The following is a 26266-nucleotide window of genomic DNA, read 5'->3' as shown; positions in this document are numbered from 1 at the left end:
CCCTCTGTCCTCAACTGGTTCTCCACCCAAGACCCCTCCACCCTCTACCTCTCCGCCGTGACCGAAGCCGAGCTCCGCACCGGCATCGCCATCCTTCCCGCAGGCCAGCGGCGCGAAGGCCTTAAGGCCGCGCTTGACGCGACGCTTGCCGTGGATTTCGAGGGGCGGATCCTGCCGTTCGACACCGATGCGGCGAAGACTTACGCCGAAATCGCTGCGGGCCGACGGTCATCGGGGCGGCCGATCCCGGATGCAGATTGCCAGATTGCGGCGATTGCGCGGGCGGCAGGAATGCCGGTCGCCACGCGCAACACGCGTGACTTTGAGGGCTGTGGGGTCGACGTGATCAACCCGTGGGGCGGCGAGTGAACGCTGTCGAGATGAAACAGGCCGTTTCCGAACTTGCTGAACAGCCCTTTGACCGACAGAGCTTCCCGTTCCAGTTCCTTGCAGCCTTCGGCAACAAGTACACCGCGCTGAAACGCCTTCGCACGGACGTATCGAACAAATCGAATTTGGGCGACTTCCTTCATGCTAACATGATCCACATCGCCACCTGCGCACCCGGGCAAGTCCACGCCACCCTTGCCAGTCTCCGCGCCAATGCGGTTTCCAGCCGTCGGAGAGCGCGGTTCAACCTTGCGACTGACGGTGAAAGGTTCGGGCGTCGCAGGCGACAAGTTTGGGCGGGAAGCGGACCTGCGGCAGTGCGGCTTGGCTGATGCACAATCCACGTGAAGCGGCCGTTCGAACTCTTTGACGCATTGTTCAAAAGTGTTTCAAACACTTGCTCATTGCAGCTACTTCAATGCGGAGTTGATCGCTTGGATCAGCTTTACCCACTGTTTGCGCTCATCCGACGTCAAATCTTTGGCGGAATGGTCGCGTGACCAGCGAACGAAAGCTTTTGCGAGACGGTATTTCGAAAAATCCTTAATTTCGCTATTGAAGATGTTGACGAGTGGGCGGTCTTTCTGCTTCGCCGCAACGGCGGTGACATCCCAGCCGCAGTCCGACTTGGCGACGAAGATCAGCGTTTCACGGAGCATGTCTTCGATTTCGGCAGCGTTGACGGGACTGCCGAGGAAGTCCTTCGTCCGCAATATGCCCTTGTTGCCGAGCGTGTGGACAAGAGTGTCCTGCTTCGCTGCTTGGTCGCCTGCACTGTCGGAATCCAAGAGCGCCGCCACCTTTAATCCTTGGGCGTGAAGGATCGTAGCGAAATACACGACCTTGCTTGCGGTGTTGGACGGAACAAGGGCAATCTTCTCGTTAAGATTCACGTCGCCCGAGTCCCGCAGAAGTGCAGCAACGGCATCGACATACCAGTAATCCGTAAGTCCTTCGAGGACGAGATTCTGCTTCTGCGTGAAGAGGCTCTGGGCGAGGTCGTAGCCGAGGGCTTCCTGCAGCGGCAGTAGAGCCGCAGGATCGTTCGCGGTGACGGACGTGTGGACCTTGGTTCCCGTTTCCCTGTTCGCCATCTCGACGACGCGGACGAGATCAAGCTCGTCTGGGCCGACAAGGAACGGTGAATGGGTCGAATAGATCGTCTGGTTGTCGGCAGCGAGCCGCGAGATTGTTTTCCGGAATTCGCGCTGTTTCAGTGCGTGTAGGCTCATCCCTGGCTCATCGAGCAGGAGCACGGCGTTCTTATGGTCGCCCTCCGCTTCGGCGAAGAAGACCACGAAGAAGGACACAAGCCACTGAAACCCTTCGGAGCGCTGGTCAAGTTCAACTTCTACGCCGAGGTCGTCTTCAACCGTCACTTTGAGATATTGGCCGTCCGCGCGCAGCCGCAGCTTGGCGGCTTCACCCTTGCTTTCATCGGGATTCCAGACCGACCTGATTTCGCGCGTGAGGCTAACTTCAGCGGCGTTGAGCTGATATTGCCGCTTATCGAGCTTCTCCCGATAGGTTTCCATCGCATCAGGATTGTTGGCATCGGGATCGGGCGCGGTGCCCATTTCGGAAAGTTCGGCGGCAGTGAACCCGAGAAGGTTCAGGAGGCAAACATTTCCGTAGTCAAACCGCTCTTCGTCCAAAGTGCCGTTCGCGATCCTCGCCGCCAGTTGCTTGAGGTGGATCAGCGGACGGACGCGGAAATAGTTGCTGAACAGGACGAAAACCGGGACGCGCTCCCGAAGCGCCCTAACCGCGGCGTTACGGGCGTCCCCGATACTAATTGCGGCCTTGAGGCTGTCGTAGCGCGCTTCTTCTTTCTCATTGTCTTCATCAATGAGAGGCAGCGCCGCTTCAAGCCAGTCCGACAACGCCTTGGCTTTGTCTCCTTCGATTATGTTCCAAGCGTGCCAGCCCGCCGTCGTGGCCTTGAGCTTGTCGGACGGCTTGCTTTCTGCAGCGCCCTCGGCAGGCGAGTACCGACCGTCAACGTGAGCCGCCAGACGAAGCAAGTCCTTCTCGATGTCAGAGTATTTCGTCTTTGCAGGAACGCCGACCAATCGATGGCCTGTCGAATTGTCGAGGTTCCGCCACAGGACATAGCTCGCCGACTTCATACCCTCGGGGAGAAGCGCGCGATCGTCATCGTCCAACTCGAACTCGGCTTCGACAACCTTCGTTTCGGCGGGATCAACTTCGCCCGTTGTGATCTTGCTGTAGCGGGAGCGCGGATAGTCCCGCAGCGCACTGAGTGGCTTTACACCGCTGGGCGGGTTTAGGTGCTGGATCGCTTGCAAAAGCGCAGTTTTACCCGCTTCGTTGGGGCCTACCAGGATAGTTTTGTTCTTGTCGATTTCGAACTCTTCGCCGTCGATGATCGAGCGGTAATTTTTGACGTGGATTTTCTTAATTCGCATGCTTTCCTCCTACCTCGCCGCAACCGCCGCAATATGCCCCGCTAATGGGGTCACGAAGGTCTTGAGTGATTTAAGCTCGCTGAGATGTCTGTACGCGCCGTCCTGGCTGCTTCACGCGGTGACGCGAGAAAGGTGGCGCTTGAATAAAGTCCTTCCTGCACTCGGCGCTTGCACAGAATGTCGTAGCGCTGCGCGTAGATTGCGCCGCGCTCCTCTATCCCGCCTTCGATCCAATTTTTCCACGGCTTCGTTCACGGACAGATGCCGGGAAATGCAGTCTGGAGGGCGAGCATTGCGGTCAAGGGCGATTCCTCGTCGAATATTCAAGGAACATGCTGCCTTTATAGCACACATTGTGCAAGGCGTTCCAGAGTGCGCAAGATGTGGCCATATCTTATCGTGAGGGCATCCCGCTGGATGCTTGATGACCCGCGCTGCACCTACCTCATGCTCCGCTTTGTCCGGCGCAGCTACACCACAAATTACAATCTCGCTGCGCCACGTCCAAACGACAGCATTGGCGAATGCTGCAGGGCAGCGCGATTGGGGACCGCTCGGCAGCTCCGGGCCGTTTGCCTACAGCTAGAAGGGGAGGACGTTAGAACCGCCTTTGGCAAAAGCGACTGCGCCGTCGCTGCGAATGGTGCGCTTCAGAACCATCCCCAGCCGCAATCGTGTCACCGCTGGGCCTCAAATATCACCGCAACACGGCTCAGAATGTCCACAGGCTCCCCTTCTGACAGAACCTTACACGCCCGAATAAGGTCATGCATTCTAACGCGGACGGCGACGCGCACTTCGTCGGGTTGTGCGCAGAAGGCACTGTAGATCGCGTCAATGCCAAGGTAATCGGGGATTTCGCCCCCTGATGCGCTGCGCTGGCTTACGGCCTCTTTCGCCTCGATCCAGAAGACATCCAGTTCGTGCGCCCAGGCTTCGGCCAACTTCTCGAGCGCTGGCAAGGTAAGGTCGCCAAACTGCCCCCGGCCGCCATCTGTGACAGGACTGCCGGTCAAGAAACCCGCAAGGGAAGCCAGCAGGGAAACAGTGCGTGCCGGGCGGATATCCCAGTGTGTAAGTTGGCCTAGAGTGCCGCGCAATCGGTCTAAGGTTGCAGTCACCTGGGCAAACTCAGGGCGGATATTATGACGGTCCAGGTGACGTGTTTCCGCATAGGCTTGCGAGAGAAGCCGCGCCGCCTCTGTCTGATCTCCGATGATCTCAGCTCGCCCACCATCGTCGCGCACTGCAAGAAGGCGAGGCGGCAAGACGGTTGGGTCTTGAGGGCTGCCAGTACGCCCCCCAAGAAGCAGGATTGTCACGGGTTGCCATGATGCAAGCAGGCATAGTTCTGCGCCCCACATGCCGCGCGGATTGGCGCTTTGCACACGTTCGAACACCTCTGGCGGCACCGCTCGGCGCAGCCCCTCGATCTGATCAAAGTAGTTTCCAGGCCGCAAAATCCTTGGCTTCTTGATCTGATCGAGAACCAGATCCGTCAGATCTCCGGCAGCAAACTCGACCAGCTCAGAGGGCAGGTCATCCGCACCGACCCCAGAAAGCAAGGCGATGCTGGCAACACGGGCGCGTGCCTTGTGATCGGACGAAAGAACAAGGCCCGGCAGATCGAAGGTGTGGTAGTGGATGCGGGAGTTCGGGCTGTCGATCCTGTCGATCCGACCCAGACCTTGGATCAGACTTTTCACGTCCGAAGTCACCCCGATGATCCCAAGTGCTGGCGCGAGTTGGAGGTTGATCCCCTCTGCCATCTGAAATGTCAGAAACATGGCCCGAGGCTTCATCGTATCGACGTACTTCCCGTCGATCCCAAAGTATTCCTGCGCGTCTGCCCCGGATCGAATGTGGTGCATCTTTTTGCCCGGTTTGATCTGTGCACCTGGGGCGACCACAAAAACCTCGGGACCCCGGCCTCGATGCCCCGCCAAAAGACGCGCATACACTTCAAGCACGCCGACGCGTTCCGCAAGGAAGATCGCATGACCGTGCTTGCGCAGAATATCGCGCATAACCTCGGCGCGTGCCTCGTCGATACTATCAAGGCTCGCATGGTTCAGAAGGCGCGTAATCCTGTCGCATATCGGTGTCTGGGAATCGTCGACCTCGGGCGACAGTTCTTCTGTAAGAACGCCTTCAGGCACCGCAAGTCGGCGCACGTTCTGCCTCTCGGCGCGTCGGAGGTTCTCGCCGATTGATGCGCGTCCTCGCTGATCGGCATCGCTGTCGCGCTCTCGCGCCCATTCTTCGCGCGCGAAGATGATTGATGCGCGCAGTAGTGCCAGGAAATTACGTATGTGAATTCGCGACTTATCGTGAAACTTGATCTCGGTCTGGCCTGCGCGTTGCGGATCAGCGGACACAAGGGTGATCCCGGTCGTGATGCATTCGGCCAGTGTCTTGATCCGCGCAATGATCTGGCGCTGCTGGTCAGTAAGTGCCGTGTCTTCGCGATGGCTGCGTGTCAATGGGTAAACAAATGCCCCACTTTTCCTGTTGGCGCTTTCCCCTATGCACGCGCGTTGGCGGCGCACCACGTAGGGCGCGAGGGCATCTGCCAGCCCCTCTTGCAGCGCGCTAATCTGCAAGCCGTCAGCTTCAAGCTGGCGTTCGATACCGCCGACTTCTTCCCTCAGGGTCTCCGCACTGTGGAATAGGTCTTCCTGCACAACCTGCGCTTCGATGCGACGATTGACCTGATCCAGACGCCGGACCAGTTCTCCGCGAGCGCGCACTTTGGCCATGTGCTGGTTGATCTGATCCGTGATCATAGGCGGCACATAGATCGAGGCGCGCTTTTCATGGAAAGCGAGCAGACCATCGAGCCCCTGGTTGCCCATCAACGTGGCCGAAAGACATGCCGTCCAAATGGCCGGGCTTCGCTCGAAAACCAGCGAGCGCGCCGAAGGTGCAAGATAACGCGAGCTTAGCCGGTGGCTTTCATCCACGATCATCGACGCTGACGAGCGGACCGCGCGGTTGATCTCATCCAACTCGGCGGCCTCGTCCTTTTTCTGGCGGGACAAGTGGCTGTGCTTGATCGGCTTGAAGTTTGCGGGGGCATTCGTCGTCCAGTTTTTCAATACGCTCGCGGGGATCAAGGCGAGCGAACCGAGGCGCTGTTGATCTGCCCGCTCACCCCAGGAGAATACGGTCTGCGCGTGGCTGACCGGCAGCACCGTTGCCAGGTGTTTTCCGATGTCAGTTTTCCCTGCCCCAGTCGGGGCCTCGACGAAAGCAAAGCCATGTTCGTAGACGGTGCCCGCAGCTTCATAGACCAAGTCCGCCTGAAATGGCTGCGGCGGGCGACCTGCGCTCGTATTTCCAGCAACTCGCCAGGGTGTGAAGCTGGTGGCTTCGTGAACGGTCCTCGCTAGTGCCTCCTCGGGTGTGACGAGCCGGATGAGCGAGCGCAGGATCTCCAACGCTGTTTCTGTCCAGTCGCGGCCCATCTCCCAGAATTGCTCGGCGACAGCGCGCCTTGCTTTCGCGATTTCCGGCCAGGCATGGGCATCGTCCATGAATTCGAGGTTCCGGCGCAGACCATTGACCGAAAAATTTGCGCTGCCCGACAGTGCAGAGCCTTCGCCGACAATCAGCTTTGCATGCAGCATAGGCGGTCTGCGACCCAGCTTTGCCTCTGCAAGCGCTGGATCGAAAGCGCGAAACTGGATGATGCCTCGTTCAATAGCATCCATCGCGAGAACGGCGCGAAGGTCAGCCAAGTCGACGACTGACAGGCCCCGAGCACCGAGAAAATACTGTCGGGCTTCCTGTGCGACTGACCGCCCGCCACCACCAAACTGTCGGCGAGCGTCCGTGTTCGAGCCGAAAACGATGCGGATGCTGCCTTCTGGCCGTTCTGCAAGACCATGGACCGCATCGAGCACGATCGTCAGGGAAGACAGAAAATCCTGATACCCGGTGACGATCAGGCAGCGCGGTTCCTGCAGCACGGATTTGACCAGGGCATGGACCGGGCGGGTCGCATTATCAGCCCACGCATCGTGGCCCCGCGGGGATGATGCCTCTGACGCGTTCTCTTGCCGGTCACCATCGGCGGTCCGAAAGAAAAAGCGCGAGATTAGTCCCTGCCGCTCCATCTCTTTCCTTATCGCCCTTTATCGATCGCCTTGCCGGCGACGGCTTGTGAGTGCGCGGTATGGCGATCAATCATCTTCAGTAATTCCAAGCTCTGCCCAAAGCGCACGCGGGGCGGGAACTGGCAATTCCCAGGTCACTTCGATCGGTTCCTCCCCTGTCCAGTCGACAAACTTCGGCTGCCCGCAATAGATGAAGGGGTTGACCTTGCCGTTCACCTTGTTGCCGCGGCGGACGAACAGGTGGACATCATGGCCTTCCTCACCGCTGATGACGCGGCCATGCTTGCTGTTCTGGCGCGTCTGGTTCTGGCTGAACCAATTCAGCCGGGACGGGCTGAGGAATGCATTTTCGTAGGTCAGGTCCTGGGTCGAGACATTTGCCAGAAGAATCATGATCTTCTTCTCCGGCAATGCCTTCATCCCGGTTCGCCAGAGGTTTTGCTTGTACTCTTCGCCGAAGAACTGTGCGATCTCTGGCACGTAGAAGCGCTGCCAAAGCTCCAGCGACTGTGGCTTGCCGACGAAAGTGGCTGACCCTTCGGCAGCTTCCCTGGCAAGGGGCGTCTCGGCCAGCCGCCATTCGATCAACTCACGCGCAAGAGGTTCCAATTCGCCTGATGCGTCAGGGCGCGCTAGGCGCAGGATTGCGCCGTTTTGGGCGAGGTGCGGGTTGAATGCGAGGTCTTCGGCCCCTTCGGTCGGTTGCCGCCCGGCAACGATGTCGCGCATGCCGGTCAACGCGGCACGAGACAAACCGCGCGGGCGTTCCATCTCGTGCAGCAGCCGACCATGGGTGGCAAAGGGCCGTACGGGGACTGCATCACCCATGTCGCGGACGAAGTCGAACCAACCACCATGGCCCGAAGCGCGAGGGTCGAAGCCATTGCGGAAGACTTCGACAGCCGTGGGACGGATGCCGCTCCGGTCCCGGAAGTCGATGTAAAAGGCTTCAAGCTCTGCCGTGCCTTCTTTCGGGCGAAGCAGAGTGCGCAGGATGTCGATGACCTGCAGCTCATAAGTGATCTCGCAGCCTTTCGGCATCTGGAACTCGCCGGCCTGCAACGCCTCCAACTTGGTCGAAATCGAACGATCTCCCGCGCCCGCCTGCAGAAGGGTGGCAACCTTGGTAAGAAAGCTGCGGTGGTTGCCGATGTAGTCGATCACCTGCAGCACCTTACCTTCGACGCGCCGCAGGCCGCGACCAAGCTGCTGTAGCCAGATGATCGCGCTTTCGGTTGGGCGCAGCATCAGGACGGTGCCGATTTCAGGCACGTCGACGCCTTCGTTGAACATGTCGACCGCGAACAGGATATCGATCTCGCCCCTACCCAGCGCGGCCAGAGAGCTTGCCCGCGGGGCCGAGCTTTGGCCCGAGTGGACGGCAACGGCCTTCAGCCCGGCCGAGCGGAAGTAATCCGCCATATAGTCGGCATGGCGCATCGAGCAGCAAAAGCCGATCGCGGGACCGCTTGCACGCTTGCGATGCTGTTCCAGCGCATTCAGAGCCCGCGCTTCCGTCGACAGGGCGGCGTCAAGTGCGGTTGGATCGAATTGCCCAGACCGCCATGGGATCTGCGCATAGTCGACATCATCCGGCACACCGAAATAGTGAAACGGCGACAGATGCCCCGCGTCGATCCCGCGAAACAGGTCGCATTGATATACAAGGTTTTCACCACATAGCCCCAGCAGGTCAGCACCGTCTGTCCGGTCTGGCGTAGCAGTCAGACCCAGAAGGAAACGGGGCGTGAAATGGGAGATCAGCTTCTGATAGGTGCTGGCGGCGGCGTGGTGGAACTCGTCCACGACGATGTAATCGAAATGGTCGGGGTCGAATTGGCGCAAGTGACCGATGCGGCCCAACGTCTGGACCGAGGCAAAGAGGATTTCCGCATCCGCCTCTTTCTCGGTGCCTGTGTAGCGGCCCAGCTTGGCCTCTGGTCGCACCTTCCGAAAGGCCGCCATTGCCTGCGTCAGGATCTCGTCGCGATGGGCCACGAAAAGGATGCGGCCGGCCTTGGCTCGGATCGTGTCGAAGGCGGCCAACCAAGTTTTGCCGAGGCCTGTCGCTAGCACGACCAAACCGGCGCGGTGGCCGTTCGATCGGCTCAGCGTTAGGGCCTCCAACGCTTCTTGCTGGATGGAATGCGGCTCTGGCGGTGGGCCTTCCTCGGCCACCACGCGGGCAGTGAACTCGGGCATCGGCCGCGCTCTGCGGCGATTGGCATAGGCGTCGATCCAGGCAGAAGTCAGGGGCTTAACCTCTGGGCGTGCCACCAGGTCTTCGAAAGCCGCGGCGACACTGTCAGCGGCATCTTCGGAATGCAGATTCCACTCTACCCCCTCGGTCAGCGCCGACTGCGAAAGGTTCGAGCTTCCGACAATCGCTGCCCCCCGCGCATCCGCAGCACGGAACAACCAGGCCTTTGGGTGAAAACTTAGACCGCCGGTTTCGAAAACGAACAGCTCCGCCCCTTCTAGGTCCAAAAGGCGCGCTAAAGCCGTTGGATCGGTCGTTTCAAGGTAATCGCCCACGACAATCCTCAGCCGACCACCCCGCGCCAGCATCTCACGGAACCAAGGCTCAAGGAGTGCCACACCGCTGTCCATTGCAAAGGCAATGGCGAGGTCGACAGACTTCGCTGTATCCAGTCTTTCAGCGAGCAAAGGCAAAAGCGGGTCACGCCCCCCGGTCGTCAGACGCGACCCGGATCCTTCCCTGAGATGGAAATGGTCATTGGCCGATGAAGCGACAAAACCCGGAGTGCCGCGCCCTAGTGCTGCGCCCACCTCAGCCAGCATCGCCATCTGCTCCGGTCCGTTCAGCTCATCCCATGTCGCTACATGACGCGGCGCCGGGATCAACCCAGCCACTCGGCGCAAACAGATTGGGCAAGACACGCGTGGGTCAGACACGGAGATCCTTCAAACACAAGACTACGGCGTCATTGGACGGTATTGGATGAAACTTGTCCAGGCACTTGGTTTGTTTGAACAAATCGGTTGTGCGTCCGGTTTAGGCCGTTGGTGCCGCCGACAGGTCAAATCTACCTTTCCGGGAACAACCCAGGCATCCAGTCGCTCGCCAGCCTTGCTGGAAAGCTCAGCCGCAAAGGCGCGCGTTGGGTGTCTGATTTCAGCGCCCCCAATGCCAGCAGTTCGGCCGTGACCTTTCGCGCCTGACGGTCGCTGACGCCGAGGAGGCTGGGCAATGCCCCGCGCTCGATCTCGCCGGACATCAGCGCCTCGCGCATGACGATATCTGCCCCCTTGGCGAGCGTCCCCTTGGCCATTTCGCCTTTGCACCAGGTCATGATCCGCTCGCGCAGGCGTTGCGGTTGCATGAGGGTGTCCATGAAGCGGACCTGGTCGATGCAGGCCTCCAGGAAGAAGGTCGCGAATTCGGCCAGGCGCTGTTCGGAGAGGTTGCCTCGGCCGTCAGCGCCCCCGTGGCGGGGTTCGTCGGCGGCCATGAGGCGCTGTTTGTACTCGGCGTCCCGGCGGGCGAGGCCCCGCGCGGCGGACCAGAGGCCATCGGAGCCGACGGTGTCGCGCAGCATGGCGTGGGCGACCATGCGCGAGACGCGGCCGTTCAGGTCGACGAAAGGGTGGACCCAAACAAGGCGATGGTGGGCGCAGGCTGTAGCGATGATCGCGCCGCTTCGGCCCTGCAGCCCGTACATCTTGCGCATGTGCACCAGAAGGCGCGGTACGGCCCCGGGGCTGGGGGCGACATGCTTGCCGACCTGGACGAAGTCCGTACGGAATTCACCGGGGAAAATCGGGATCTCTGTGCCGTCCGGTCTGTGCACGACGAGCAATTCCGGGGGCAGGTTCTGGCAGAAGCGGCGGTGGATTTCGCGCAGGCTTTCGGGCGCAAGCGGGTGGTCGGTCAGGCCGCCCGTGTCGATCCAGCGCTGTACTTCGATGTGGGCGACGGCCTCGAGCTGAAGGTTCCGTTTCTGGGCATCGGCGCTGAAATCCTTGTTCAGGGCGCGCTCGATGTCGATCGGGTGGGTGTTGTGGCCCTCGATCAGGTTCGAGTAGTAGCAGTTCATTGATCGGACGAGATCGGCCAGCGGTGCCCGGATACCTTCAGGCAGGGACGATCGCAGCCCTGACGACTGGCTGGCCAGTTCTACGGCAAGGTCGTTCAGCGGAGCCCGATACTTTGACGCTTCCTCAGGGATCAGCGGCTCGACGATAGTGATCGCTTCGCCCTTGTCTGCTATGGTATCGGTCAACATGGTGCCCCTTGATGCACGGCTCCTTAGCCCTGTTCGAGTTCCGGTTCATGTTCCGGGTTTGGAAGGGTGTTTAGCTCATTTAACACCAATCAAATAGAGAAAAAATCTGCCGTCACATCGCAGAGAAAGTTCGCTCTGTTCCGCTACAAGTTCCGTTTCAAGTTCCGGTTCCTGTCCCCCTCACAACTCATGCCCCCAATCCCGTTCCCTTAGCGCCGCCTCAGCCGTTCTTCGGCGGCCTTCGCTTGCTTCAAGCTCTCGCTCAGCTGCCTGTCGATCGCCCCCAAGTTCGCGGCTTCGCTCAGCAAGCCACGCAAGGCCGTCATGGAGTCGATCTGCGACTGAATGAGCAGCGCCACGCAGTCGGCCAAGCCATCCATCCTCAGCCCCATCCGGTTGGTCGAGCGCGCTTCCAAGACGCGCAAGGCCTGTCCCGAGGTTTCGGAGGCTGTCGCCAACCGTTCGACGTAGCCAAGCAATTCGCGCTCCAGCGCTGTCAGCGGCGTCTGCATTCATTTCTCCGATATCTGAATGCACAACACCGATCTCTGATCGCTGATCGCGCATGTCTGAATACTCGCCCGTTCCGGGTCGGTCAGAAGGTAGGTCATCCCGCCCTGGTCGAGCCGCTGCAGGCCAAGGCGCGTCAGTTCCGACTTCGACAGCATCACGCTCCAGAACCAGCTGAGAACGAGCAGCACCGTGATCGCGGCGGTTGCGGTCGCCAGCAGGATCACCGGTGCAAGGGTCAGCCAGCGCGTGATCCGGCGCTGAAAGCTCTGCATCGTGTCTGAGGTCGCGTGCAGAAACATGCGGGTATCGGCTTCGATTGTATCGCGCGCGTGTTTCGCAATGGCCGTCAAATCGCTCCTGAAGCTCTGCAGCTGGGATGCCATCAAGGCGGCGTTCTCGTGCCGCAGGGCTTCCAGATCCGCGTTCAGCTTCTCGCTGAGCCGCGGGGTCGGCTTTCCAGTCGTCATGGAAGATGTCTCCTTTCAGTCGCCAGCGTTCGCTCGTGTCGGGGTCCTGGACGGTGAGGTATTCCTTGCCCGCACGCGGGACGGTGAAGCCGACATCGGTCATCAGGGCGACCATGCTGGCGCGGTCAGTGATGGAGCCGACTGAAATCTCGTCGAGGATCCATCTCTGGACCTCCTCACGGGTCTTGGCCCGTTGCGGGGTCTCAAGGACGGGCTGGACCTCCTGCGCGCGGCAGGCGCCCATTGGGTCGGCCCAGCCGTGGGCCTGGTTCATCAGGTCGCGAAGGGAATCGAAGGCGGTCTGATAGCCAGGCGGGGCGATGTTCAGGCTTCGGCCAGAGGAAAGGTCGAGGCGCGGGGTGCAGAAGTGCAGCTCCACGCGGCCCTCATGGCTGTGGCGAACCCAGAGGATGTCGAACTGCTCGGGGTCGAGGCCCGCGAAGGCGAGCTTTTCGAAGCCGTCCATGACCTTGGCCTGCTGCGCCTCCGTCGGGGCATCGTCGGCGGCGAAGCTGATGACACCGGCGCGGTAGGTCCATGCATGGGGGCTGGCGTCGATCAGCGCCTCGGTCCGGTCGGGGTTGCCGCGCAGGACTTCAGGGCGCGGGTCGCGGACCGTGTGCGTGGGCTGGCCAGTCGCATCGCGGATCAGGTCACGGTTGGCATCGTAGGCCAGCACCTGATCGGCGATCAGGTAGCCGACGGGGCCAGACCCGCGCCCCTGGCCGTTTGGGAAGAACTTGATCAGCATTCGCGGCCCTGGGCGAGGAGCTGGGCAAGCTGGCGTTCCACGGAGAGAAGGCGGCGCGCGACCTCGACCGCGTCGATGGTCGGTGTGAGGCCAGCGGCATGGGCGCGGTTCAGCCAGCGGGCGATCTGGTTGAGGTTGCCGCCGATCCGCCCGACGGCAAGCACCAGCGCCGGATCCACGCGCGGGGCGGGCTTGCGGCGGCGGGCATCCGTGCGGCCAAGGGCTTCGCGCAGAAGGGCCGCCACCGGGACCCCCGCCGCTTCGGCCTTTTGCCGAAGCTCGGCCTTCTCGGCCGCCGTGCAGCGGAACACGAAGGTGTCCGTCAACGCGGGCTTCTCGCGGGCAGCGCCCGCGCCGGTGGGGTTCGAAGGGGAGGCTTGCCACCCCTCGCAAGGCCCCGTGTCAGCAGCGCCAGCGTATGACACGGGTCGCCTTGCTCCCTGCTCATCCCGCATGACGCTGCTCCATCTGCCCGGATTCCTTCCCGGCAAGACAGCGCAGCCGTCGCACCTGATCCCGCCATTCCGGGCTTCCCCTTGGCGCGGGACTTCGGGCCGGAACCCAGAAGCCGCGATGATGGCCGTTCACCACCAAGGGCAGGCTTCGGTCGAGCGTCGCCAGCCCTTCCTGCGCCAATCGGTCGTTCCAGTCCCGGGCAAAGCAGATGCCCTGCGGGACGAAGACCAACGGTGGTGGCGGCGCGCTACGGGCCGGGGCTGTGCCGGATTGCCCTTCCTCGGGCAAATCCGGCGCGGCAGCGGCCGTTCTTGGTTTAAGTTCCTTTTCTCTGTTCGGGGGGCGTTCCTGTCCCCCTTTTCCGGACAGATATGTCCCCTCGGGCGGACAGGATTGTCCCCCTTTCGCACGGGAAAGGGGGACGATCTTGTCCCCCTCGCGCCGCCGCTGCGTGGCGCGCCGCAGGGCATCTTCGGTTGGGCGGTAGCGCGAGGCGTTGCCGCGATTGGTACCGCGCACGACGGTCAGGTGGCGCGCCATCTCGGGCTTATTCAGGGCGCGCTTCACCGATTTCGCATGCCGCCCAAGCGCCGTGCCGATCGTCTCGAACGATGGATGGCATTCGCCAGTGTCATGGTCGGCATGGGTCAGCGCCAGATAGGCGGCGACGCGGAAGGCGTTGTCGTCAAGCGCCTGGTCGAGGACGAGATCGAGGAGGTACTGCAGCTTGACATGGCAGAAGGGCAGAATGTCAGACATGCAGGCCCCCGATGATTGCGCCGGAGTCCGCGCTTTGGTATTCTGTCAGAGCAGTGACTTCGAATGCGCCGTCGAGGTGGGTGGCCGCCCCCTCGACGGTTTTTCTTTGCCCCGGATCGGCGGAAAACCGGTTTGACAATCGCCCCTTAAGTGCTTGATTTTCCGTAGGGGGTTTGACAGGAAAACGCCGCGCAACCAGTTGATTTCCCGCGCCGGTGGACGGCTTGAAAATCCGCGTGTCGCTGGTTCGATTCCGGCTCTGGGCACCACTTAAATTCCCTTGTTTTGTTGAACTTTCTGGGTCGAACCAACGGCGGGCTCTGCGTGGTTTTCGTCTGCTGGGCTACTTCTGGGCTACATTGCGCTAGTGGTAGAGCAAACATGCTGTGAACCCAGAGTTCTGCCTCAGGTCCCTTCCAGCGCTCGAACTAATTTTGTCAGAAACCAACAATCCCAACAGCGGAAAGTGACCAGCGGTCCTATAGACCTTGTGCGGTGCCCCCGCCAAGCCGCGCAGAGCGTGCTTGCGTTGACCGCACCTCGCCCACCACTCAGGTCGCGGATGCAGCCCAGCGGACGCCCTATTGCGTCTGGCGACGTGTCGGAGGCCTGAGCGGGCAGTTCAGGAGGTTGAGAGACGCCCTGAGCGTTCTCAGCCGGGCCAAGGAGAGAGAGCGTGCCTGCCCCACAAGATGCGGCGAAAGGCGCTGCAACCGGGCGATCGTGAAAATCGCTGACAAGCTAGGTGGAGCCCTATGCGAAGGACTAGACCTATTTCCGCAGATGCAGTTTCATCATGATGTTCGATGATGGTGAAGCAGCAGGACATGGAGGTCAGACGGAGGTGCTCGCGGTGCGAGGTTGCTGGGGAAGGACGGGCCGAGATCATCTACGATGGGGTATCGATGCGGTCGGCTGTGTGCCGGGATCGGGAAACGGCAGCAAAGCGGGGTCGGTCGACCGCAAGATGGTGGGCAGGACGAGCTCGCCCTGGTCATGCCCGACAACTCGGAACGCCGCCGCCGCCAGCAAGAGCTCAACATCCGCGTCATCATGGGCAACCCGCCTTACGCTGTGTCGCAGCACATCGACTACCCCCATCTCGACGGACGCATCGCTGAAACATATGCTGCGCGGTCGTCCGCAACGCTGAAGACCAAGCTCTACGATAGCTACATTCGGGCTATCCGCTGGGGAGCAGACAGGCTGGGGGAGAGCGGTGTGCTGGCCTATGTGACCAACGGCGGCTGGGTCGACGCAAACACTGCCGACGGCATGCGTAAGTCAATTATCGATGAGTTCGCGTCGATCTACATCTTTCACTTGCGAGGGAACGCACGAACGTCCGGCGAACAACGTCGGAAAGAGAGCGGCAACATCTTCGGAGAGGGCAGCCGCGCACCTATTGTAATCAGCGTGTTCGTCAAGAACCCCAGCGCCAAGCAGCAGGGCCGGATATTTTTCCACGACATTGGCGATTACTTGTCGAGGGAGGACAAGCTGAAGATCGTCGCCAGCTTCCGTAGCGTTCTCGGCATAAGAGTGAAGAGCGGGTGGCAACAGATTGTGCCCGATAATCACGGCGACTGGTTGAAGCAGCGCGATGACAGCGTGGCTGACTACATCGGCATCGGAGACAAAAAAGACCAGCAGGCGCCCGCGCTGTTCGAGAGCTATTCGCTTGGTGTGGCGACTGGCCGCGACGCCTGGTGTTTCAATTCTTCAAGGATGCGACTTGGTCGGGCTATCGAACACAGTATAAATCACTACAACTCGCGACTGGCAGAATTCGTTCGCGCTCGCGCGGCTGATCGGACTTTGGCGCCCGAGCCTTACATGGCATCGTCCCCGGGCGACCTGTCGTGGACGGCAAATCTTCGCACGGCATTTGCACGCGAAGAAACGTTGAACATCTACGAAGGGACTTTCGTCACTGCGACCTACCGCCCTTTCTTTCAACAGCACCTCTATTTCAGTAGGCAGTTGATCAACCGGGTAGGACTCTTCCCACGCTTGTTCCCGGAACAAGGCACTTCGAACAGGGTGATCTCCCTGTCGAGCACAGGTAGCCGGGCTGGATTGTCGACGCTCATGACTGACAATATCGTTAGTTTGCACATTGCGTCGATGGACGGCTCCCAGTGCTTCCCGCTCACCCTCTACGCCCGTGCCGACACCGATGCCGACGACGACCTGTTTTCGATGGTCGAGGACGCCAAGCCCACCTACCGCACCCGCCACGGCATCACCGACGCGGGCCTCGCCTACTTTCAGGCGGCTTACCCGGGCGAGACGATCACCAAGGACGACATCTTCTACTACACCTACGGCCTCCTGCACTCCGAGGACTACCGCCGCCGCTTCGCCGACAACCTGACTAAGGAACTGCCTCGCATCCCCTGTGTGAAGCAAGCCGCCGACTTCTGGGCCTTCGTCCAGGCCGGCCGTGCCCTGGGTGATCTCCACGTCGGCTACGAGACCATCGAGCCCTACCCGGTGACCCTGAAGCAGGGTGACCTGTCCCTCGCCTCGATCGACGACTCGGTGAAGTTCTTCAGGGTGGAGAAGATGGCCTTCGGCAAGGGCAAGGACCGCTCGGTCATCCACTACAACCCGAACATCACCCTGATCGACGTGCCGCTGGAAGCCTACGACTACGTCGTGAATGGCAAGCCCGCGATCGACTGGGTGATGGAGCGCCAGGCGGTGAAGGTCGACAAGGACAGCGGCATCGTGAACGACGCGAACGACTACGCGAACGAAACCGTCGGCGACCCGCGCTACCCCTTCGACCTGCTGTGCCGCGTGATCACCGTCAGCCTGGAGACGATGAAGAGCGTCAGGGCACTGCCGCCGTTGGAGATTTGAGATGAGCGAACTGAAGACCCTATTCAAACGCGTCGAATACGACCTGGAGGGCCTCCTGCACTTCATCGACCTTGGCGACATCGCGCTTCCTGACATCCAGCGGCCTTTTGTCTGGACCAACGCAAAGGTGCGCGACCTGTTTGACTCGATGTATCGCGGTTTCCCGGTCGGCTACTTCCTGTTCTGGGAGAGCGAGTCCGAGGCAGGGGTGAAACAGATCGGCGTGAGCGCGAAGCAGTTCAAGAAAGCGTCGCGCCTGGTAGTCGACGGCCAACAGCGCCTGACCTCGCTCTACGCAGTGTTTCGCGGGCAGAAAGTGCTCGACGCAAACTTCAAGGAAAGACAGATAGAAATCGCCTTCCGGCCGCGCGATGGAAAGTTCGAAGTGACGGACGCAGCGATCAGACGCGATGTCGAGTGGATCCCAAACATCTCGGATCTCTGGTCCAGCCGGAAATCCTCCTACACCCTTGTGAAGGACTTCTTGGGTCTGTTGAAAAGCAAGGTCGACTTGCCGGACGCGGATGAAGAGGTCATCGCTCACAACCTCGACAGACTATTTGATCTCCGCAAATACCCGTTCACGGCGCTAGAAATCGCCTCATCGGTCGATGAGGAGCAGGTCGCCGATATCTTCGTGCGCATCAACAGCAAGGGCGTGCCGCTGAATCAGGCGGACTTCATCCTGACCTTGCTCTCTGTTTTCTGGGAAGAGGGCCGTCGGGACCTTGAAACCTTCTGCCACTCTGCGCGAACGAGCGCGAAGATCGACGGCAAGGCATCTTCGTTCAACCACCTTATCGACCCCGATCCCGATCAGCTCTTACGCGTCTCGATCGCCTACGGTTTCGGGCGTGGGCGCCTCAAGAGTGTCTACCAGATCCTGAGGGGCAAGGACGCCGAGACTGGCGAGTTCTCGGACGAAAAGCGTGAAGCCCAGTTCCAGGTGTTGAAAGACGCGCAAGCCGAGGTGCTCAATCTGACGAACTGGCATCAGTTTCTCAGCGCGATCGTGGGCGCCGGGTTCCGTAGTGCAGAGATGATCTCCTCGAACAATGCACTGCTTTACGCCTACGCGTTCTACCTGCTCGGTCGCAAGCGCTACGGCGTTCCTGAGCACGTTTTACAGAAGCTTATCGGCCGGTGGTTCTTCGCGACTTCGCTGACCGGTCGCTACACCAGCTCTCCCGAGTCTGTCATGGACGGCGATCTTGCGCGTTTTCGATCAATCACCACCGCGGACGGCTTCTGCGCGGTTCTGGACGGCATCATCGAGAGCAACCTGACAAGTGACTATTGGCAGATAACACTGCCTTCGAAGCTCGACAGCTCGTCGGCGCGAAATCCCGAATTGTTCTGCTACATCGCGTCCCAGAACTTGCTCGGCACGCACGTCCTCTTTTCACATAAGACGATCCGCGACCTGATCGACCCAGCGCTCCAAACCAAGAAGAAGCCTCTAGAGCGTCATCATCTCTTCCCACGCGCTTTTCTCGAAGCCAGCGGGATCGTCGATCTGCGACACATCAATCAGATGGCAAACTTCGCGCTTCTTGAATGGCCCGACAACATCGGTATTGGCGATGACGCACCGGACGTCTATGTTCCTCAGGTGCTTTCTCGGCTCGACGGGGATGTCGCCCGCAAGATGATGCAAGATCATGCACTACCTGAGGGATGGCATAAGATGGTCTATGACGACTTTCTGACTGCGCGTCGCTCGTTGATGGCCGCAGTGATCAAGAAGGGTTTTGAAGCCCTTTCTTGAGTGGTCCGCAGGGGAGGCCTGACGGCGAGGCTCTCTGAGTGCCCAAGCGCAAGAGATCCTCGACTGCGCAATTCCCTATGATGGATGCTACGTCCTCCAGCCGCGCAGACGAAGATAAAGCGTCGTGTTAACGGAATGGCGCTTTCGAGAACATGATCGTCGTGTCATGTTAAGGAAACGCAGTTTTTCGAACATGACGTGATGCACATGTTAAAGCCGACTTACACACTTCCGACACTGCCGCCGCCGGTCGATCTGGAGACGGTGAAGGTGCTCAAGGCGCTGAACCTAGCGTCGCGGGCGCTGGCGGATCTGAAGGGGCAGGCGCGCACGATCCCGAACCAAGGCATCCTGATCGACACGCTCGCGCTGCAGGAAGCGAAAGCATCATCAGAGGTCGAGAACATCGTAACGACGCAGGACGAGCTTTTCCAGGCCGACCTCTTCCCTGATGGCCCGCAGTCTCCGGCCGCCAAGGAGGTCGCCAGGTATCGCGACGCACTGCGTCTGGGGCTCAGCAGGTTGTTGGAAACGAGTGGCCTGATCCCGAACTCGACGCTGATCGACATGTTCCGGCTCCTCAAGGATCGCGACGACGGTTTTCGTGTCACGCCCGGCACCGCGCTAAAGAACGAGCGGAACGGCGACATCGTCTTTGTGCCTCCTCAGGACGCGAACGAGATCGTCACGTTGATGACCGCCCTGGAGCGCTTCGTGAACGACGACGCGGTGTCCGACCTCGACCCTCTGATCAAGATGGCGCTGATCCCAACACGCTCGAAGCAGGCCCGACTGGCGGACTTCTGCGCGACCTCGGTAGCCATGTCGTCGACCAGATGCTCTGGCTCCTGGGGCCGGTCGTCTCTGTCGATGCCCAGATGGACTTCGTCGATCTGCAAAAAGGTCCGACCGACGTTGCGTTCACGATCACTCTTCGCCACAAATCCGGAGCGCACTCGCACCTATCGGCAAGCAAACTGAATCATCTGACTTCGCGGGAACTCCGGGCATACGGAGCCAAAGGCAGCTACGTGTCCCACGCTACCGATGTGCAGGCGCAGGCAATCTTCGCGGGCAAACGCCCCGCAGATGACCCCGACTGGCTTCGGGAGCCCGAGGCGGCGTGGGGGACACTGTTGCGATGTCCGCGACCGGTGCTGCAAGGGTGATCGATGGTGACACAGTGGAGATCACTGGCACCGCCTTCCGACTGTCCGGCATTGATGCACCTGAGCTAGGCCAACCCTGTATACGTTCAGACGGTGTCGCATTCGATTGCGGCGAAGTAGCCATGCGCGGATTGGAAAAGGCCATAGCTGGAGGTGAGGTGACATGTAATGCCGACGTCCTGGATTTCTATCGCCGCCCGGTACCCAAGAAAATTTTTGCGCTTCGTCGAGTTTTTCTCGGAAGAGGCAGACCGACGCAGAAATCACAAGAAAAGGAAAAACTATTTCCGAAGCACAGTGCGGAACGTTGCATTCAGGCTTCCGCGAAAAGCAGGCACCAGCGCGGACCTGGTCCGCCTTTTACAGATCGGCGTATTCGATCCCGATCGCTTCACCGATTGTGCGGATCTCATCCTCGACCGAAGCCGCCCGGACCGGCCTGGGGGGGCCGATCTGTTCGAGAGCATCCGTGCAGCGATCCCCGAAGAGCATCATCGCGAATTCGGGGCCGCACTGATAGGAGGTGTAATAGATCCCGTCTGCCCAGGGGGCGTGGGCATGGATGGCCTCGGCCCAAGCACGCGTCGCCGGGTAGTGGAGGGTGCCGCCGCTCAGGAGAGCATTCCCCACCAGACCGAGGACGCGCTGGCCAATTGCGGTCAGGTCGACGAATTCCAGCGCGCGCCGTGTCCGAACGGTCGAGTGTTGGTGCTCATCGAAGTCCTGGGGCGACACGACGGTCATCGCCGCCGGGTCCGGTATGGCGTCAGGAGCGCGAAGAATGATTTCGCAGGTCGCACAGCGAAAGGATTGCGCCGCATAGATGGTCGGGATGATCGCTCCGGTCCGGTCGCGGATCGGAGCGAAACGCGCATTCCCGCGATCGGTAGCGTTGAACTGGCAGGGGCCATATGCCCCGTGGTAGATCCGATGGAGTTCCACACCGACAGACAGGCCGATGCGGAGAGTTGCGCGGAAATTCTCCGGGATCGGATCCGCCAGATCGATCACGATCCGTGCGGGCATCAGCCATGGATCTCCGGCTCGATCTCACGGCGGAAGGCGTCGACGATCTCCTCATCCGCCCGGCCAAGAAGCTCCGCCGGCGCGCGGCCGAAATCGGCATGGGGCCGGGTCAGCCAGTAGCAAAGGCGAATGTGGCTCCAATGGTCCGGTCGCATGCGGTTCAGTTCGCGCAGCACCGGATAGATCTGCCCGGCCTCCAGATCGAACTGGAAGAGCGGATAGAAGGGCCGGCCATCCCGGTCGATACGGATGAGCTCCCCCCGCTCCTCTTTGCGCCGGAGCGTCGCGGAGGGGTTGGATTTGGACAGCCGCAACAGTTCGCAGGCCTCGGTTTGATCGGCCATGTCGAGTGTAGCCAGGAAACGCTCCTGGACCCGAACCCGGTTCAGGGCCGTCTTGACCGCGAGGTTCCGCCCGGAAGGCAGGGCCTCCCGGATCATCTTGCGATAGTTGTCCGCGAGCGCTCTCACCTCCGCGGAAAGAGCAGCCTCCGCCGCATCGGCAAAGCGGGACACCGTCCGGCGTTCCGATACATGTGCCGCCCCGATCAGATCTCCGATGAAGACCAGGACCATGCCGGTTTCCGTAGCATGAGCCTGCAATTGTTCGTGGTTCAGGATGCGGCGCGGTGCGGCACGATCCGACCGCCCCGCCACCTCGGAGACGATGGTCGAGATATTTTCTTCGGTCTGCACCAAGTAATGCATAGCTTCGCTATCTTGGATATATCGTCATCACTTACTATCCAATATAGCACAAATCCACCTATTTGCAAGAAGCTCAGTCCTGCGCGGCACATGCGGGCGACCGTGCGACCCTGGTCCTCGACAACGCAGGTCAGCATGGACCGCGCTGGCAGGCGGTGCTGCCAGTGCCGAACATGCAGTGGGTTAGCGACCTCACCTATGTCGCCACCCTGCGAGGCTTCGTCTGCGTCGCCTTCATCATCGACGCCTACCTGCGGCACCCGAATGCCCAACATCCTGTTCCAGAGACCAACAGCATCGATGTATCGACCCAGTGAAACTCTGCTCATGCTACAAGGGAGCACGCCACCCGAGCACTCGGAGACTGGATCAGCTTCTACAACAACCGCCGCCCTCATCAGGCGATTGCCATGCGCACGCCGGCCGAGGCATTCAGATTAGCGGCTTAACCTGAGCAGATTCCGCTGGGTCGATACAAAGAAGCTGGAGATCAACTTTTCTCTATTGGAAAAGATCATTGAATCTGGATATTTGACGCCCGAGAACCGCTCACCCAAAAAGGGTGTCGGCGCAATTCCCATGATTGCCGAGGCAGATATCATCCGTTTTATGGAGGAATATGTTATGCGAAGAATGCCTGATATGCGCGCGGATGCGGACCGCCCTAAAATCAGCACTATCATTGTTAAATAACATAGTCTCTATACTATGGCAAAAAACTGAGACTATCATTCCCGCCAGGGCGTGACGCCCAATGGACGGCGCCGGGTGTTGGGATAGTGGATGGTCTATAGACTATCCATGGAACTCCACCTCTATGCGGGAATGATTGGATTGTCAGGCGTATGTGGTCCGGGCACATGTCCAGCTGGCACAACGGCGGCGGCACCAAGAATATGCTTCTCTTGATCATCAAAAAAGATGTGTGCGCCCATAGATTTGAGGATAGGGGCCTTGCTATTGGGGCCAACGAAATGTGCTTCGTCTGCTGGAGTGCCCCAAGCACGAAAGGTATGCACAACGCGCGCATGAGCCGGAGCATTGCGCGCCGTAACGAGGCAGATACGAACTTTACTTACGCCGCGACCGTTGAGATGTATGGTTCGCAGCATGCTCAATTTCTTTAAAAACTCGCCAAAAGGTCCGCCCAACATAGGGTTCATCGCATTCTCCACTTCGTGCTGCAGGAAACCCTCAAGGCCTTTCTCTTTGTAGACGAGGTCTGATTCTGCGCTAAACAGAACGGCATCTCCATCAAAGGCAATGCGGACCTCGTCCTCGTCGACTAGCGCACAACCCTCGGAGGGAGGCATTCCTAGCTTGGCAGCGGCGGTGTCGGCCGCAACTGCGGCCTGAACATCAGAAGCATCATTCGATAGAAATAAGTCAATATTCCAAGCTGGAATATAGGGAGAAAGCGGGCGGCCACTTGTGAAGCTTCCAAGTTTTATGGGTAGGCCATAAGAATTGATTGAGTTAAACGCTCGCAGAGATAGGTCGGGCGAGTTTCTGGACATCAGAATGACCTCCACATATGGCTTCTGTGGATCGTCGTTGAGAGCCAGTATTCTCTGGATCACTTGGAATGCGGTGCCTTTGGGTAGCAAAATATTTTCGCGATCCCGCTGATACAAACAATAGGCTGCCACCCCTTGCTCTTCAAAAACTCTGTGCTTTTCGTCAAGATCGAATAGAGATCTGGTGGATATGCCTATCCGAAGCGGTCGGTTGATCAGACTTTCTCGAGCGGCTTCTTGTTCCAACTGCATACCCACATGAATCATTATTGTAGCTCAAATCGTGCGCAAAGATCTGCATCTGCAGATCGCACATGTGCCGATGCCAACCCATCGACCGTCGCATTTTCCAGCACGGCTGCCTCCGGGACGAGAAGATACGACCATGGCTTCTCGCCAGCTTGCTCCGCTTGCGCTTTCGTCGCAACGAACGCCCAGAGCGCTGCCGCTTCCGCCTTTCGCAAGACCACAGGATCGGCCATGTCGCTGGCCCGCTTGGTCTCGATGATCAACTTCTCGGCTTCAGTCTCCACCACGAAGTCTGGTTGGTAGGAGTTGCCATCACTGTCGAAAATCTTGAACTGGTTCGGCCCCGGCTTCATCCACAGGAGGACTTTCGGATCCTGTTCAAGGATAGCCGCCATCTTCCGCTCCGTGTCGGAGTCGAATTTGGCCATCTTATAGCAGCCTTTCTTGAAGCCGGTGAAGATGAAGCGCCGGATCTGGTTCAATTGCTCAGGAGGTTCGCGGAAGTCGCGCATGACTCCGGCCCCGCTACCGTCGAAGGTCTGCGGGCGCAGTTGGTCGAAGGCGGTGTTCACGGTGACGCGGTAGCTGGTCTGTCCGCGCCACATGTTCTGCTTCGTCTGAGCAAAGATCGCGTCCGCCATTGCCCGGGCGTGTCCCTGCAGGACTGCGTGGAGCTTCTCTGCTTCCGGGTATTTGGCTCGGAAGTGCGCCACAACCTGACCAGCCAGGTCGTAGAGAATGGCCGCATGGGCATCATAGTCGACTTCTGGGAAGTCCATCAACTTGGCGACAATATAGTCCTCAAGCCGCTCCGGCGTGTCGCCGCTGGTATCACCCGAGATGATATTGCGCTGCTCGGTCCGCAGAACCTGGATCAGAAGCTCTCGCGACAGCGGCTGGAAGTTCCAGCTCTTCAGGTCGAGCCGGAACGCCTTGAAGCCGAATGAAACCTGATCCTTTGGCGTTATGGTGAGCGTCGGGATCGCGATCGTCCGCGCGATCAGTTGCTTGCAGACCTCCTCGACGACAGCGGCGGCCTGTTCTGGCGTCACCGATGGGAAAAGGCCGTCCTGCATCTTCTGCGCCGCAAGGGCGGTTTCGGTGATGCGCTGCATGACCTTGGGATCCTTTAGATCCTTGATCGACGAAACCTGCTTGCTGACCCCGGGCAGCACAACGCTCAATACCGTTTTTGCCAGGTTGATTTCTTCGGGTTTGTTGAACCGGAAGGGTGGAGCGGATTCGGCCAGACCCGAGGCTCGCGTCGCGGCAGGTTGTTCATAAGCTCCTGCTGTGCCCCCTCGAGCCGCTGCCGCTGCAGACTGGGCCTCGGCCTCCTGGACCATCTGGTCGATGATGGACGGAGCCGTCACCAGGACCGGCTTCGACGACGGCACGTCCCCGCCATCCCCGATCGTCACTGTCTTCAGCTTGCGCGTGACGCCATTGTCTTCTTTCGCGCGTTCGATCAGGTCGTTGAAGCGATCATGGGCAATGACGGTCAACTGATCGACCACAGCCACGCCGGTGCGCTTGCCATAAGGCAGCCGCAGCCCGCGACCCAGCGTCTGCTCGGTCAGGATGTCCGAGGCCGAGGCGCGCAGCGGGACGATGGTGAAGAGGTTGGAAACGTCCCAGCCCTCTTTCAGCTTGTTGACGTGGATGACGATATCCGTGTCGCCGCCCTTTTCGATGTTCAGCAGGCGTTGGGCATTCTCGTCGCTTTCCTCTCCGGTCAGCTTGGAATGGATCTCGATCACCCGGCCCTTGTAACGGCCATCGAAGAACTGCTCGGATTCGATGAAATCCCGCACCTGCCTTGCATGGGTCGTGTCCTGGGTCACCACCAGCATGAAGGGCCGCACCACCCGCACATCATGCTGCCGGGCATAGGTCTCCAGCGCCACCTTCACATGCTCGTGGTAGTTTATGCCGTCTTCCAGCTTGATCCGTTCCAGCGTGGCCTCGTCCACCGACTTCGGGTTGAAGTTGGCGCGGGTGCCGACGGCGGGTTCCTTGACATAGCCGTCCTCCATCGCGTCGGGCAGGTCGTAGCGGTAGACGACGTTGCGGAATTCCTGTGACTTCGAGCCGACCGATTTCGGCGTTGCCGTCACCTCCAACCCCAAAATCGGCCTCAACTCGGCAATCGCCCGCGCCCCGGCCGTGCCGCGATAGCGGTGGGCCTCGTCCATCAAGAGGACAAGGTCGTCCAGTTCGGACAGATAGGCGAAGTAGCTGTCGCCGATATACTCCTGCAACCGCTTGATCCGTGGCGCATTGCCGCCGCGCACCTCGGAATTGATCTTCGAGATGTTGAAGATGTTGATGATCGCGCCTTCACGTCCGAAGAAATCGGTGCCGCGCACGCCGCGGCCTTCCTCGTAGTTCTCGGCATTGACGATCAGGGGCGCGTTATGGGCGAAGGCTTCGATGCCCCGGAACACGTATTTCGGACTGTTCGGCTGGAAATCCGACAAGAGCTTTTCGTAGATCGTCAGGTTCGGGGCCAGGACGAAGAAGTTCCGGCTTTTGCCGATCATGTAGAGATAGCTGATGAAAGCACCCATCAGCCGGGTCTTGCCGACCCCGGTCGCCAGCGCGAAACAGACCGAGGGGAAGTCGCGCTCGAAATCCTCGAAGGCCGCATCGGGCAGGTTGCCGTAGGCTTGGCGCACGGCGGCCTTGGCGGCCTCGACATCGGTGGTCTTGGAGGGCGCGATCAGGTCGGTGATATCATCCAGCCGCCGCAACGCCTCGGCCTGCGGCTTGCGCAGGGACAGGCGCTGCGTGATCTGGGTGACGGCGCGCTTGGGGTCAACGGGGTTCATC

The 26266-nt window shown here is 60.1% G+C and carries 18 protein-coding genes and 3 pseudogenes; 9 read left to right on the top strand and 12 right to left on the bottom strand.

What is annotated here, in order from left to right; translation table 11 throughout:
• The coding region (locus tag ACE3P6_RS07780; RefSeq protein WP_374393466.1) for a type II toxin-antitoxin system VapC family toxin at positions 1-369 on the top strand (369 nt) is incomplete at its 5' end.
• Positions 366-722 (top strand): type IIL restriction-modification enzyme MmeI, encoded by a 357-nt coding sequence (locus ACE3P6_RS07775; RefSeq protein WP_374393463.1) that lies wholly within the window; start codon positions 366-368, stop codon positions 720-722. The genes ACE3P6_RS07780 and ACE3P6_RS07775, both read left to right, overlap by 4 nt.
• A 78-nt stretch (positions 723-800) precedes the next feature.
• Here ACE3P6_RS07775 and ACE3P6_RS07770 read toward each other — a convergent pair whose 3' ends face one another.
• From ACE3P6_RS07770 to ACE3P6_RS07735, 8 genes are all read right to left on the bottom strand, one after another.
• Positions 801-2819, bottom strand: a complete 2019-nt coding sequence (locus ACE3P6_RS07770) for an AAA family ATPase (RefSeq protein ID WP_140847782.1) — start codon at positions 2817-2819, stop codon at positions 801-803.
• A 50-nt stretch (positions 2820-2869) separates the two neighbouring features.
• Entirely contained in the window at positions 2870-3037 is a 168-nt protein-coding gene (locus tag ACE3P6_RS07765) for a PaeR7I family type II restriction endonuclease (RefSeq protein WP_370362676.1), read from the bottom strand.
• A 459-nt stretch (positions 3038-3496) separates the two neighbouring features.
• Positions 3497-6790 carry a hypothetical protein gene (locus tag ACE3P6_RS07760; protein ID WP_374393461.1) on the bottom strand — a complete coding sequence of 1098 codons (3294 nt, stop codon included), beginning with the start codon at positions 6788-6790 and terminating at the stop codon, positions 3497-3499.
• A 213-nt stretch (positions 6791-7003) separates the two neighbouring features.
• On the bottom strand, positions 7004-9811 hold the full coding sequence (locus tag ACE3P6_RS07755; protein ID WP_374393458.1) for a DUF3427 domain-containing protein: 2808 nt from the start codon (positions 9809-9811) through the stop codon (positions 7004-7006).
• Positions 9812-9984: 173 nt separating this feature from the next.
• On the bottom strand, positions 9985-11181 hold the full coding sequence (locus tag ACE3P6_RS07750; protein WP_374393456.1) for a Fic family protein: 1197 nt from the start codon (positions 11179-11181) through the stop codon (positions 9985-9987).
• Between the two features lie 183 nt (positions 11182-11364).
• On the bottom strand, positions 11365-12915 hold the full coding sequence (locus ACE3P6_RS07745; protein ID WP_374393454.1) for a mobilization relaxase: 1551 nt from the start codon (positions 12913-12915) through the stop codon (positions 11365-11367).
• A complete protein-coding gene (gene mobC / locus ACE3P6_RS07740) occupies positions 12909-13241 on the bottom strand; it encodes a plasmid mobilization relaxosome protein MobC (protein ID WP_374393452.1) in 333 nt (110 codons plus the stop codon). Before mobC ends, ACE3P6_RS07745 begins: the two co-directional genes overlap by 7 nt.
• A 118-nt stretch (positions 13242-13359) precedes the next feature.
• On the bottom strand, positions 13360-14130 hold the full coding sequence (locus ACE3P6_RS07735; protein ID WP_374393449.1) for a helix-turn-helix domain-containing protein: 771 nt from the start codon (positions 14128-14130) through the stop codon (positions 13360-13362).
• A 996-nt stretch (positions 14131-15126) separates the two neighbouring features.
• On the opposite strand from ACE3P6_RS07735, the gene ACE3P6_RS07730 reads away from it, so the two are divergent.
• The 4 genes and pseudogenes from ACE3P6_RS07730 to ACE3P6_RS07715 all read left to right on the top strand — a co-directional run.
• Positions 15127-16998 carry a type ISP restriction/modification enzyme gene (locus ACE3P6_RS07730; RefSeq protein ID WP_374393447.1) on the top strand — a complete coding sequence of 624 codons (1872 nt, stop codon included), beginning with the start codon at positions 15127-15129 and terminating at the stop codon, positions 16996-16998.
• A 1-nt stretch (position 16999) separates the two neighbouring features.
• Positions 17000-18766, top strand: coding sequence for a DUF262 domain-containing protein (locus ACE3P6_RS07725; protein WP_374393445.1), 1767 nt, complete (start codon positions 17000-17002; stop codon positions 18764-18766).
• 201 nt (positions 18767-18967) lie between these two features.
• A pseudogene (locus ACE3P6_RS07720) lies at positions 18968-19270 on the top strand (Fic/DOC family N-terminal domain-containing protein); the annotation flags it as partial.
• 293 nt (positions 19271-19563) lie between these two features.
• A pseudogene (locus tag ACE3P6_RS07715) lies at positions 19564-19935 on the top strand (Gfo/Idh/MocA family oxidoreductase); the annotation flags it as partial.
• Positions 19936-20295: 360 nt separating this feature from the next.
• Here ACE3P6_RS07715 and ACE3P6_RS07710 read toward each other — a convergent pair.
• A complete protein-coding gene (locus ACE3P6_RS07710) occupies positions 20296-20961 on the bottom strand; it encodes an RES family NAD+ phosphorylase (RefSeq protein WP_374393443.1) in 666 nt (221 codons plus the stop codon).
• Positions 20961-21656, bottom strand: coding sequence for a hypothetical protein (locus tag ACE3P6_RS07705; RefSeq protein WP_374393441.1), 696 nt, complete (start codon positions 21654-21656; stop codon positions 20961-20963). The genes ACE3P6_RS07710 and ACE3P6_RS07705 overlap by 1 nt, the downstream gene beginning before the upstream one ends.
• 185 nt (positions 21657-21841) lie before the next feature.
• Here ACE3P6_RS07705 and ACE3P6_RS07700 point away from each other — a divergent pair, with 185 nt between their 5' ends.
• From ACE3P6_RS07700 to ACE3P6_RS07690, 3 genes and pseudogenes are all read left to right on the top strand, one after another.
• Positions 21842-21985: a hypothetical protein gene (locus ACE3P6_RS07700; RefSeq protein ID WP_374393473.1), complete on the top strand. Its 144-nt coding sequence runs from the start codon at positions 21842-21844 to the stop codon at positions 21983-21985.
• A 27-nt stretch (positions 21986-22012) separates the two neighbouring features.
• Positions 22013-22117: pseudogene (locus ACE3P6_RS07695) on the top strand (integrase core domain-containing protein); the annotation flags it as partial.
• 55 nt (positions 22118-22172) lie between these two features.
• Positions 22173-22361, top strand: a complete 189-nt coding sequence (locus tag ACE3P6_RS07690; RefSeq protein WP_374393439.1) for a hypothetical protein — start codon at positions 22173-22175, stop codon at positions 22359-22361.
• 122 nt (positions 22362-22483) lie between these two features.
• Here the strand turns inward: ACE3P6_RS07690 and ACE3P6_RS07685 are convergent, their stop codons facing one another.
• Both ACE3P6_RS07685 and ACE3P6_RS07680 read right to left on the bottom strand, forming a co-directional pair.
• Complete coding sequence (locus ACE3P6_RS07685; protein WP_374393437.1) at positions 22484-23452, bottom strand: 5'-nucleotidase; 969 nt, start codon at positions 23450-23452, stop codon at positions 22484-22486.
• Positions 23452-26265, bottom strand: a complete 2814-nt coding sequence (locus ACE3P6_RS07680) for a DEAD/DEAH box helicase family protein (protein ID WP_374393434.1) — start codon at positions 26263-26265, stop codon at positions 23452-23454. Before ACE3P6_RS07680 ends, ACE3P6_RS07685 begins: the two co-directional genes overlap by 1 nt.
• Position 26266 lies beyond the last annotated feature (1 nt).

It is taken from the genome of Tabrizicola sp., assembly GCF_041911175.1.
In the GTDB taxonomy this organism is placed as follows: Bacteria; Pseudomonadota; Alphaproteobacteria; order Rhodobacterales; family Rhodobacteraceae; genus Tabrizicola.
Note: the sequence above shows the minus strand (reverse complement) of the source record. Positions and strands in the feature narration are given on the sequence as shown.